At 63.8% G+C, this 11,053-nt stretch carries 14 protein-coding genes; 7 read left to right on the forward strand and 7 right to left on the reverse strand.

Annotated features, from left to right (window positions below):
• Window positions 1–281 precede the first annotated feature (281 nt).
• From DIC75_RS05100 to DIC75_RS05130, 7 genes are all read left to right on the forward strand, one after another.
• The gene (locus DIC75_RS05100; protein ID WP_250986914.1) at window positions 282–1,154 is read left to right on the forward strand and encodes a DUF368 domain-containing protein; all 873 of its coding nucleotides are present in this window, start codon (window positions 282–284) and stop codon (window positions 1,152–1,154) included.
• 66 nt (window positions 1,155–1,220) lie between these two features.
• On the forward strand, window positions 1,221–2,093 hold the full coding sequence (locus DIC75_RS05105) for a methanogenesis marker 12 protein (protein ID WP_250986915.1): 873 nt from the start codon (window positions 1,221–1,223) through the stop codon (window positions 2,091–2,093).
• A gap of 97 nt (window positions 2,094–2,190) precedes the next feature.
• The gene (gene hxlB / locus DIC75_RS05110; RefSeq protein ID WP_250986916.1) at window positions 2,191–2,808 is read left to right on the forward strand and encodes a 6-phospho-3-hexuloisomerase; all 618 of its coding nucleotides are present in this window, start codon (window positions 2,191–2,193) and stop codon (window positions 2,806–2,808) included.
• A 164-nt stretch (window positions 2,809–2,972) separates the two neighbouring features.
• Window positions 2,973–3,518 (forward strand): pyruvate ferredoxin oxidoreductase subunit gamma, encoded by a 546-nt coding sequence (locus DIC75_RS05115; RefSeq protein WP_250986917.1) that lies wholly within the window; start codon window positions 2,973–2,975, stop codon window positions 3,516–3,518.
• A complete protein-coding gene (locus tag DIC75_RS05120) occupies window positions 3,518–3,778 on the forward strand; it encodes a 4Fe-4S binding protein (RefSeq protein WP_250986918.1) in 261 nt (86 codons plus the stop codon). Before DIC75_RS05115 ends, DIC75_RS05120 begins: the two co-directional genes overlap by 1 nt.
• Window positions 3,778–4,932 (forward strand): pyruvate ferredoxin oxidoreductase, encoded by a 1,155-nt coding sequence (gene porA, locus DIC75_RS05125; protein ID WP_250986919.1) that lies wholly within the window; start codon window positions 3,778–3,780, stop codon window positions 4,930–4,932. The genes DIC75_RS05120 and porA overlap by 1 nt, the downstream gene beginning before the upstream one ends.
• Entirely contained in the window at window positions 4,933–5,844 is a 912-nt protein-coding gene (locus tag DIC75_RS05130; protein WP_250986920.1) for a thiamine pyrophosphate-dependent enzyme, read from the forward strand. It begins immediately after the preceding gene.
• Here DIC75_RS05130 and DIC75_RS05135 read toward each other — a convergent pair.
• From DIC75_RS05135 to DIC75_RS05165, 7 genes are all read right to left on the reverse strand, one after another.
• The gene (locus tag DIC75_RS05135) at window positions 5,819–6,394 is read right to left on the reverse strand and encodes a LysE family translocator (protein ID WP_250986921.1); all 576 of its coding nucleotides are present in this window, start codon (window positions 6,392–6,394) and stop codon (window positions 5,819–5,821) included. The genes DIC75_RS05130 and DIC75_RS05135 overlap by 26 nt on opposite strands.
• Complete coding sequence (locus DIC75_RS05140) at window positions 6,391–7,005, reverse strand: DUF5803 family protein (protein ID WP_250986922.1); 615 nt, start codon at window positions 7,003–7,005, stop codon at window positions 6,391–6,393. The genes DIC75_RS05135 and DIC75_RS05140 overlap by 4 nt, the downstream gene beginning before the upstream one ends.
• The gene (gene thrC, locus DIC75_RS05145; protein WP_250986923.1) at window positions 6,945–8,150 is read right to left on the reverse strand and encodes a threonine synthase; all 1,206 of its coding nucleotides are present in this window, start codon (window positions 8,148–8,150) and stop codon (window positions 6,945–6,947) included. Before thrC ends, DIC75_RS05140 begins: the two co-directional genes overlap by 61 nt.
• A 61-nt stretch (window positions 8,151–8,211) precedes the next feature.
• The gene (locus DIC75_RS05150) at window positions 8,212–8,955 is read right to left on the reverse strand and encodes a metal-dependent hydrolase (RefSeq protein ID WP_250986924.1); all 744 of its coding nucleotides are present in this window, start codon (window positions 8,953–8,955) and stop codon (window positions 8,212–8,214) included.
• 9 nt (window positions 8,956–8,964) lie between these two features.
• The gene (locus DIC75_RS05155; protein WP_250986925.1) at window positions 8,965–9,762 is read right to left on the reverse strand and encodes a nitrilase-related carbon-nitrogen hydrolase; all 798 of its coding nucleotides are present in this window, start codon (window positions 9,760–9,762) and stop codon (window positions 8,965–8,967) included.
• Entirely contained in the window at window positions 9,762–9,965 is a 204-nt protein-coding gene (locus tag DIC75_RS05160) for a hypothetical protein (RefSeq protein ID WP_250986926.1), read from the reverse strand. Before DIC75_RS05160 ends, DIC75_RS05155 begins: the two co-directional genes overlap by 1 nt.
• Window positions 9,962–10,615 carry a MarC family protein gene (locus tag DIC75_RS05165; RefSeq protein WP_250986927.1) on the reverse strand — a complete coding sequence of 218 codons (654 nt, stop codon included), beginning with the start codon at window positions 10,613–10,615 and terminating at the stop codon, window positions 9,962–9,964. Before DIC75_RS05165 ends, DIC75_RS05160 begins: the two co-directional genes overlap by 4 nt.
• Between the last annotated feature and the right edge of the window lie 438 nt (window positions 10,616–11,053).

Genomic DNA, 11,053 nt, shown 5'->3' on the forward strand with positions numbered 1-11,053 from the left:
ATGCGGCGGCATGGGGAAAGGTTAATACCCGCACACGGTTCATTCCACGATCCTGTAGTTCCTATCGGGACATATTTTACATGACCGTCTCCAACATATGAAGAACCACAAGGAGTTGTCCGATTGAGAGAGGCACACACCTGTTGCAGGACCGGCTGGTCTCCGGCCGCCGCCTACCTGCAGGGATCTCCTGCGCCGGCGCTCGCCCGGCCCGGCGACTATACGATCCGCCCGCAGAGCCGGGTTCCCGTGTTCATCGATACCTTTCACGGAGCCGGGCCATGAGCCGGCGTCCGGCTATGCGGGAAAACGCCGGGATCTACCTGCGCGGCCTGATGATGGGAGCCTGTGACATCGTCCCCGGCGTCTCGGGAGGGACGATTGCCCTCATCACCGGGATCTACGAGCGGCTGGTCGGGGCTATCGGCAGTGTCGACCCTGCCTCGGCAAAACACCTCGCAAGGGGCGACTTCGGGTCTCTCCGGACAGACCTCGAGAAGATCGATATCCCGTTCCTCGTCGTCCTCCTCGCCGGGATCGGCACGGCCTTCATCGTGATGTCCGGCGTGATCCTCTCCCTCCTCACCTACCACGCGGTGGAGACCTACTCCTTCTTCCTCGGCCTCATCATCGCCTCTGCGGTAGCCATATTCCTCGAGATCCGCTCCCCGGGCGCGGCCACCGTTGCCTACCTCGCCGTCGGAACCGGTGCCGGGTTCCTCATTGGAGGCCTCGGGCACCTCGACGTCGGCCACTCTCTGCCGGTCCTCTTCCTCACCGGGATGGCGGCGCTCTGCGCCATGATCCTTCCCGGGGTATCGGGAGCCTACATAACCCTCGTCCTCAACCAGTACGAGTACATGCTTGAAGCGCTCCGGGCCTTCTCCCTCCCCGAGATATTCGCCTATATTGCCGGCGGTGTTGCGGGGCTCCTCCTCTTCACGAAAGCCCTCAAGTACCTCCTCGCGACCTACCACGGGGCGATGCTCGCCCTGCTCACCGGGCTGATGCTCGGCTCAGCAAGGATGCTCTGGGAGAAGGGGGCTGCTGCCGGGGATATGGTGTCCGGGGGCTGGGTCTTCTTCCTCGTGGGCCTCGCCGTCGTCGGCGCGGTGGAATACACGAAGAGACGCTACCAGGGCAGTGTAACCTGATTCACGCCTCCCCTCACGGGACGATCCGAAAACTTACTTCCTCCCGAGGGTGCAACGAGTTATATCATGTTCATCGGCATCGACCACGGCACTACCGCGATGCGCTTTTCCACCGGCACAGAGGAGTTCAAGATCTCCCGCGAAGAGGCCAGGCATTTTTCGGCCGGCGATCTTGCCCGACTCTCCCCTCTCGACGAGATTGAGGGTATCGCCGTCTGCTACTCGATGGGTGACGGCATCCCGGCCGTAACCGATATCGGGAAAGTCGAAAACCGCGGCGTCATCTCCCGGGAGGGGGCCGGCAAGCATATCGGCGGCGGCACCCGGGTCTACGACGAGATTAAAGAGAGCGGCATTCCGGCAGTCGTCATCCCCGGGCTGCACCGGGGCTCGCCGACCGATCCGCGGTTCAAGGCCTACTCCCACCAGGCGAGCCCCGAGAAGATCGGGATCCTGTATGAGGTCGTGCACGACCTCGGGAACGACGTCGTGGTCTGCGACGCGAGCTCGAACACCGTCACCCTCCTCGTGACCGGCGGCCGGATCACCGGCGCGTTCGACGCCTGCATCTTCGCACCCGGTACCCGGCACGGCGCTCTCGACGTGGATGCCATCCGCCGGATCGACCGGGGCGACTCCACGGCGAACGACGCCTTCCTCCACGCGGGCGTGAACCACTCGATGCCACCCGAACTCAGGGTGGAGACGATGGCCATGTTTGCCGCGATGGAGTGCGCTGCGATGCTTCTCATAAACCCCGGCGCGAAGGTCGCCCTCGCCGGCTCCATGGCCCCCGCCCTCGCACCGGGGGTGGAGGCGCTCCTCTCCCGGAAGGTCGCCGTCTACGACGAGTGGTGTGCGGCCCGGGGGCTTGCCAGGATCGCTCGCGACGTCTTCTCGGGAGCAACCGGGATCCTCGGGCTCGCGGTGGAGCGATAATCCCCATCCGGCGGCGATCTCCCGGCAGCCTTCCATCTCGTACCCTTTTATGTGGTGCCGGGTAGTATAGGTGACCAGAAGAGGTGGAACCAGAAGCATGCAGCCGGAATGCCCCAGTATCGCCGATCTCATGCTCCTGATGGCATCAAGCCTCGAAGAGACGGCACGTGCCATAAATCAGGAGAATGCAGGTCAGTTCCTCGATGAGATACTCAACGCGAAGCGGATCTATCTCGCCGGCGCCGGCCGCTCGGGCCTCGTTGCCCGGGCGTTTGCCCAGCGGCTGATGCATCTTGGGTTTGAGAGTTACGTCATCGGCGAGACGATCACGCCTGCATTCGGGCCGGAAGACGTGCTCGTCGCCTTCTCGGGTTCGGGAGAGACCCAGTCCGTCATGGACGTCTGTGAGACCGCCCGGGAGATCGGGGGGAAGATTTGCCTCGTCACGGCGACGCCCGACTCGCATATCGGGCGCATGGCCGACTGCATCGTCGAGATCGGGAATAACCGTCACAAAGACACGGATGTCCCGCGTGACTTCGAGATCCGCCAGCTCACCGGACAGTACCGGTCGGTCTCCGGGTCTTTCGCCCCTCTCGGGACACTCTTCGAGACCGCGGCGCTGGTATTCTCCGACGCGCTCGTCTCCGCTCTGATGGAAGTGCGTCACTGCACCCTCGAGGAGCTCAGGAGCCGCCTCGCCAACGTCCAGTAAGCGATACAATCCCGGCACCCCGGTTGCATTCTCTTTTAACACCGGCAAAAATTAAGTTGTCTCGCGGGCAACAGATGTTCCGGCACGCCCGTGACTCCGGTGGGTTCCGCAGGGTGCCGGAGTATTTATATTATTAATCATTAAGATTTAAAGGGGGTTTTTGTTTGAGAGAGTTACGCATTCATGGCAGGGGTGGTCAGGGTTCCGTGACCGCCGCCGAACTCATTGCTTACGCGGCATTTGAAGGCGGCGTGTTTTCCCAGGCATTCCCGGCCTTCGGCGTGGAACGCCGGGGTGCCCCGGTTCAGGCGTTCGTCCGATTCAGTGACGAGAAGATCCGGTTGCGCAGCCAGATCTACGAACCCGACTACATCATCGTGCAGGACCCGACCCTGGTTGGGGATGTGGATGTCTTTAAGGGCATGAAAACGGGCGGCGTTGCCATCGTCAACACCGAGAAGCCCGACTTCGATTCCCGGGTTCCGGAGGGCGTGAAGGTCTACACCATCGATGCGACCACCATTGCGCTCGAAGAACTCGGTGTGCCCATCACCAATACGACCCTGATGGGCGCTTTCGCCGCAGCCACTGGCGAGATCAAGCTGGAACCGCTGGAGCATGCACTGCGAAGCCGTTTCTCCGGAAGCATGGCCGACAAAAACGTCAGGGCAGCGGAGCGCGCATACAACCAGATCGGAGGTGCCGCGTAATGGCGCTGCGGGTCGGCTGCGCCGCGGCTCCGGGCAGGGCTCTCGAGAATAAGACGGGCGCCTGGCGGGTCTTCAAACCGGTCTTTGATCCCGAAAACTGCACGAAATGCGGCATGTGCGCCCTGGTATGTCCGGAAGGGTGCGTCCGCGAGACGGAAGAGGGCACGTTCGAACCCGACCTCGACTACTGCAAGGGCTGTGGCGTCTGCGTGGAAATATGCCCGAAGAAAGGCATCCGGATGGAGAAGGAGGAGAAATAATGCTGGAATTTATGGAAGGGTCGCATGCAGTGGCCGAGATCGTGAAACGCTGCCGCCCGCAGGTTATCGCCGCCTATCCCATCACGCCGCAGACGCACATCGTCGAGGATCTTGCTCAGATGGTGGCGAACTGTGAGATCGATGCCGAATACATAACGGTCGAGAGCGAGTTCTCGGCCCTCTCCGCCTGCCTCGGTGCGAGTGCAGCGGGCTCCCGTGTCTACTCGGCAACGACCTCCCAGGGGCTTGCTCTGATGTTTGAAGTCTGCTTCAACGCGGCGGGAATGCGCCAGCCGATCGTGATGACGATTGCGAACCGCTCGCTCGGTGCGCCGCTCTCGATCTGGAACGACCAGCAGGACTCGATATCCCTGCGCGACTCCGGGTGGCTGCAGTACTATGCGGAGGACAATCAGGAGGCTGCCGATCTTCACATGATCGCTTACCGGGTCTGCGAAGACCACGACATTCTCCTGCCGGCGTTCGTCTGCTTCGACGGATTCATCCTCACGCACACCTACGAACCGGTTACCCTCCCTTCCCAGGAGGAGGTGGATGCCTATCTCCCGGCTTTTAAGCCATACCAGCGGCTGGACGCCGCGAATCCGCTGAGCATGGGGATGTACGCGACGCCCGAGTACTACACGGAGTTCCGGTATGAGATCGACCGGGCACTGTACCGCGCCAAAGATGCTTTCGCGAGAGCCGGGCGCGAGTTCGGCGAACAGTTCGGCAGGGACTACTCGGCACTCGTCGAGGGTTACCGTCTCGAGGATGCCGATACCGCACTCGTCGCCATGGGCTCCATCTGCGGCACCGCAAAGGACGCCATCGACGAGATGCGCGAGCACGGCCGGAAGGTGGGGCTCTTGAAGATCCGGACCTACCGGCCGTTCCCCGGCCCGGAGATCGCGGATGCGCTCAAAGGCGTCTCGACGGTGGCGGTGCTCGACAAGAACATCTCGCTCGGCAACGGCGGAGCGGTCGGCACCGAGGTGAAATCGGCGCTCTACGGATCCGGTGCGGCCGTGTACGACTACATCATCGCTCTCGGCGGACGCGACGTGCGGAAGAAGGACATCGCTGCGGTCGTCGACCTCGCCGAGAAGGGAAAAGGAGATATGTTCTATGGATTACGGACGGAGGTGCTCTGAATGGCTGAGGTAGAAGGGGGAGGATGCGAGCTCTTCTCGGCCGGGCACCGGGCGTGCGGAGGATGCGGCCCGGCACTTGCGGCCCGCCTGCTCCTCAAGGCGACCGGGAAGAACGCGATCCTGGTGGCATCGACCGGCTGCATGGAGGTCTTCTCCACGCCCTACCCGGAGACTGCCTGGGGGGTCCCCTGGATCCACTCGCTCTTCGAGAACGCCGCAGCGGTTGCCTCGGGTATCGAGGCGTCGTTAAAGAGGCAGGGACGCACTGAGAAGGTTCTCTGCGTCTGCGGCGACGGAGCCACGTTCGATATCGGGGTGCTCTGCATCAGCGGCGCCTTCGAGCGGGGCCACGACATCACCTACATCTGCTACGACAACGAGGCTTACATGAACACGGGCATCCAGCGGTCGGGCGCGACACCCTACGGCGCGAGCACCACGACGAGCCCGGCAGGAAAGTGCTCGCCCGGAAACCTGCACCCGAAGAAGGATATGCCCGCGATCCTTGCTGCTCACGGTGCGCCCTACGTCGCGACGGCCTCGATCGCTTACCCGAACGACTTCGTGCAGAAGGTCGAGCGGGCGATCAACACCCCCGGACCCTGCTACATCCAGGTGCACACCCCCTGCTGCACGGGATGGGGCTTTGAATCCGGCGAGACGCTTAACATGGCGAAACTCGCTATCGAGACCGGTCTCTGGGTGAACTACGAGATGGTCGACGGTGTGGTGGAGAAGGCGAAGAAGGTGAGACGCAAGCCGGTCGAGGAGTACCTCGCAAAGCAGAAGCGCTTCCGGCACCTCTTCAAGCCTGCCCGGCAGGATGACATGATCGCGAATATCCAGGCGGTCGCCGACGCGAACGCTGAGCGGTTCGGCATCGACATCAAGCGAAAAGAATCGTCAGAATAAAGTACAGCCCGAAGAGAACCATGGCGAGTCCGCTCGCCTGCACCACTTTTTTGTAATGAGGGCCGAGAATGTTCGCCCCGCGTGAAACGGCAAAGCCGAGGAGCCCGAGCCAGACGATATCCGCACCGATGTGCCCGACGTAGAACTCGACGAACGATGGGTGGAGCGCAAGGAACCCGACGCCGAACGTGAGCCACCAGACCCACCAGTAGGGGTTGCCTAGCGTGCAGGCCACTCCGAAGGCGATAGGCGCCCTGGTCTCCTCGCTCACGGCGACGGCGTCTCCGGCACGGAGAAACTGGCCGATACCGAGCGCGATCAGGACGCCGGATCCGAGGAGGGCGACGAGGTCGATATGCGGAATGTCGCGCACGCCGAAGGCTATGGCCGCGACCATCGCGGCTTCGGGGATGCCGTGCCCCGCGATAAGCCCCGCAACGAACCGCCCGGGTTGCCGTGACCCGAGGCCGAGGACCGAGGCGGTCATGGGGCCGGGCGAGGCGGCCCCGGAGAACCCGATCAGGAAGGATGCGGCGACGATCTCGATCATTCGCCCTCCTTCCTCCGCGAGATGAGGAGGGGAAGGATCAGGACAAGCGCGACCGCGAGCCATATGGTGCCGAAGGTGGTGAGCAGGATCTCGCGATCCGGGGTGTAGAAGCGGACCTCCACGACCGTCATCCGGTCCCAGGTGACTTCCGTGGTCCCGTTCGGCCCGGGCGAGATGGTCCCGCCGGGGCTGACCATGCCGATGAGCGGGTTTCTGACGTCGACGCCCTCGGGAAGAGCGACGGTCACGGCATACGGCGTATCAAAGGCCACGACAAGGCGGTTGTCTCTCACGGGGGCCCGGTAGGTGATTGTGTGGTTCCCCTCCGGGAAGGCGATGACTCCTCTCCCTGTCTCCCGGTAGTCGACCGGACCCGAAGGATCGAGCACCTCGAGGTCCTCGACCTGGAGCGGGACCCGCTCACCCATCATGCCCGGGGTCCAGAAGGCGTGCTCGCTCCCCGAGACCTGGACCGTGGCCTCATAGGCGGTGCCGCCGGGGAGCACCCGGATGACGGCCTCCTGTGCCGCCGCCGGGGTGCAGATCAGTATCAGCGCAAGGCAGAGAGCAGCGAGTGCAGGTCCGCGTCGATCTCGATGGGGGGGTCGCATTGTCGTACCACTGTTTCGGGATCTTTTAAGAGATGACCGGTCACCACACAGACGATCCGCTCATCCCTATCGATCAGGCCGAGTTCGGCCAGTTTCCGTATTCCGGCGACCGAGGCTGCCGAGGCGGGCTCGACCCCGATCCCTTCCTTCCTCGCGAGGTCCCGCTGCATGGCAAGGATCTCCTCGTCGGTCACGGCCGCAGCCGTCCCGCCGGTCGCGCGGATGGCGACCAGCGCCTTCTCCGCGTTCACCGGGGCGCCGATCCGTATCGCGGTCGCAACGGTCTCGGGCGCGGATTCCGGAACCAGCACCTCGAGATTCTGCTCTATTGCCCTCACCACCGGCTGCGAGCCGGCCGCCTGGATGCCGGTCATCATCGGCAGCCGGTCGATGAACCCGAGCGCCTCAAGCTCCCGGAGGCCTTTGTAGACCGCGGAGATGTTGCCCGCGTTTCCGACCGGGAGGACCATCCTGTCGGGCACCTCGCCGCCGAGCTGGTCGATCGCCTCGAACCCGATCGTCTTCTGCCCCTCAAGGCGGTAGGGGTTGACCGAGTTTAACAGGTAAAGACCCTGGCTGATGCAGAGCTCGTGTACCATCTCGAGCGCTTTGTCGAAGTTGCCGCGGATGGAGATGACCCGCGCACCGTGCATCAGCGCCTGCGCGACCTTGCCGAGGGCTACCTTTCCCGCAGGCAGGAGGACGACGCAGGGGATGCCGCCCTTCGCCGCGTAGGCAGCGAGGCTTGCGGAGGTGTTCCCGGTACTCGCGCAGGCGACGGTCGTCATCCCGAGTTCCCGGGCCATGCTGACGCCCACGGTCATGCCGCGGTCCTTGAACGAACCTGTCGGGTTCATCCCCTCGTGTTTGGCGTAGAGTTCGGGGAGACCCAGTTCCCTGCCTATGTTCTTTAAGTGGTAGAGGGGGGTGCCTCCTTCCTGGAGGGAGACCGGTTCGCCCCGGACCGGGAGGAGTTCGCGGTAGCGCCAGACCGAGAGGGGGCGCCGGTTCCATTCATCCCGGGAGACATCGATGCTGTCCAGGTCGTATTCGACGGTCAGCAGGTGTCCGCAGCGGTTGCACGTATAGATGATCTGGTCCGGTGTGTAGGTTGCACCACAATGAACGCAGACGAGACGGTACATAGAAAATCGTTGATCGCCCGGATACGTATAGATATGGTATCGAGGGTCCGGACGGATCGCCTCACCGCCGCCGCTCGCACCGGACGCGGGAGACGAGCATGAAGAGCAGCCAGAGGACAGGAGTGCCGACGAGCGCAAGGAGCCCGAGACCCCCCGGGGAGGCCCCGGTCACGAACGGCGCGACGAGCATCCCGGCCGCCGCTGCCGCGAGCACGATGGCGAAGGCTGCCGGGCGCACCTCAAGAAGTCCCTGCGTCCGGACGCGGCCTGCCATCCGCCGCCGGGAGAAGGGGTAGAGCCAGGCGACGCCGGCCGGGGTGCAGGTGTCCTCCACGAGGTGGAGGACGCACCCCGCAAAGAATGCGCACCCGAAGGCAGGAAGGAGCGTGAGAGGCGTCCCGAGCCAGGTGAGAATGAGGGCCAGGTAACCCGAGAGGACGAGGGCGGTCAGCCCGACACCCGAAAACGAGTGGAGCAGCCCGCGGTGCCGGTGCCGGTAGCTCTTCCGGAGGAGCAGCAGGAATACGAGGGAGAGCGGGTAGTAGATGAGGTACCTGATGGTATAGCCGAAGACCGGAAGCACCACGGCAAATCCGTTTAAGACCTGCCCTCTCTTCCCTTTTGCTCCGGCTATTCTGCCGTTGAATATCGCCGCGTCGACGGCATCCGCGTCCGGTGCAAGCGATCCGACGAAGACGCCGAAGAGGAGGACGGCGGAGAGGACCGGGTCGAGGACGGGAGCCCAGGGGGCGATAAGGAGCCATGTCGTGGCAAGACTGAGCGATACGTGCTGGTCACCCCGCATGGAATATCTCTACAGTTTGGAGAGCAGTCTGTGATAAAGGTCACTTCTGCGGTCCGAAAGTGAAGGGAGCCGGGATTTTGCCTCATGAATCACTGCCGGGTCGACTTCGAAGAAAAGGAGTTCTGTGCCGTTCCCGGCCCGGGCAACAACGGTACCGTCCGGGTCGGCGGCGAGCGACCCGCCGCAGTAGGCCTCGTTCGGTCCCCCGGCCGTGTTGACTCCGGCCACGTAATACCGGTTATCGAGAGCCCGTGCAGGGAGGAGGGTTTCCCAGTGAGGCAGCCGGCAGCAGGGCCACGCGGCCGGCACCAGCATGCACTCCACCCCGGCGAGGGCGTAGATACGGAAAAGCTCCGGGAACCGGAGGTCGTAGCAGATGGCAAGCCCGAACCTCGTCCCGTCGACGGTGAAGGTGGCGATCCGGTCGCCTGCCGTGTAGTTGCGGTCCTCCCCCTCGGGAGAGAAGAGATGTACTTTCGCGTAGGCAGAGAGGAGTTCACCGCCTGCGCCGAGCACCACGACGGTGTTTCCGGGCCGGCGCCCCGGCACCGCTTCGACGATCGATCCTGCGACCGCGATGCCGCACCTCTCTGCCATCCGTCCGAATGCAGCGGTGAGCGGGCCGTCGAGAGGCTCCCCGGCCTCCGGGGGGATCTCCGGGGACCACCCGGTCACGAACTGCTCGGGAAAACAGATGAGCGACGCTCCCGCTCCCGCTGCCTCCTCGGCCATCCTGCCGGCCGCCTCAAGCCTCCCGGCCGGCTTCTCCCCGCCGCCGGCAACCTGGGCAAGCGCTATCTTCGTCATCACCGGGACGGGCTTGTGTCCCGGCCTCTGCAGGAGAGAACGAGCATGGCTGCGCCGAGGACGACGAGGACGGCGAGTGCCACCATGATGTACGGGGCGAACGGGACAACGACAGCGAACGTCTGCGCCCCGATCAGGATCCCGCCTGCAATGATGCAGGTGCTGATCAGGGCTGCTCCGGGGAGCGTAAGGTCTGGTTTCATGCGGTGCCTCCGGTAAGAATGGGGAACGCGGCTCTGATTCCGATGAGGATGAACTGGATCGCAATCGCGATGAGGAGCATACCCATCAGCCGGTTGACGGCGCGATACTCGCGCTGGCCGATGCGCCGGACGATGACGTCGGCGTTCTGCATCATGTAGTAGGTGATCCCGATGGCCGCGCCTGCGGCGAGCGGCACGACGGCGATTGCGGCGACACTCATGCCCATCGCTTCGTTCATCAGCACGATCGCGGAGGTGATGGCGCCGGGCCCCGTGATCATCGGGATTGCAAGCGGCATGACGGCGATGTCGTCCGCGTCCTGCCCCTCGTACTTCTCGGTAGCGGTCATCTTCGTCCGGGAGGTTTTTGCGTAGACCATGTCCATGCCTATGCCGAAGAGAAGGAGGCCGCCTGCGATGCGGAACGCCTCGATGGAGATGCCGAAGAGCTGCAGGATCCAGCCTCCTGCGATGGTGAATATCAACAGGATAATCAGAGCAAACTGACTGGCGTCACGTGCGACCTTGAGTTTCGTCGCCTGGTCCATCGTGCCGGTGAGGGAGACGAAGATCAGGGTGGCTGCGAGCGGGTTCACTACGATGATGATCGAAGAGAATGTCAGCAACGCAAAACTCAGGAGGTCCGCCATTCGTGATCAGGTATGCGGCAGGTCCGATATTAGCACTTGTGGTTTGGGGGGAGGATGGTCGATCCGTTTCCGTGGAAACCTGCTCTGCTGAGGATTTTTTCCACCGGCAGGTCGCGGTGGTGCAGGGTAATCTCTGCGGGGGCTTCGCTGGTGACCGAGACTTGTGGTCGTCATGTCGCGAACGCAAGTGGGCATGAAGAGGAGGGATGCAAGAACAGTCACAACGCGGAAAAAGCCCGGTGCAGTGGACCGTGGTGGATATCGCCTCGGGGGGGTGGGACAGGGGAGGGGGGGGGGGGGGGCCCCCCCCCCCCCCCCCCCCCCCCCCCCCCTCCCCCCCCCCCCCCCCCCCCCCCGCGCCCCCCCCCCCCCCCGCCGCCCCCCCCCCCAACACACCCCCACAAACACCCGACCAAACGCAGAGCCCCCAACACGCAC

Source organism: Methanoculleus oceani, assembly GCF_023702065.1.
Taxonomy (GTDB): domain Archaea; phylum Halobacteriota; class Methanomicrobia; order Methanomicrobiales; family Methanoculleaceae; genus Methanoculleus; species Methanoculleus oceani.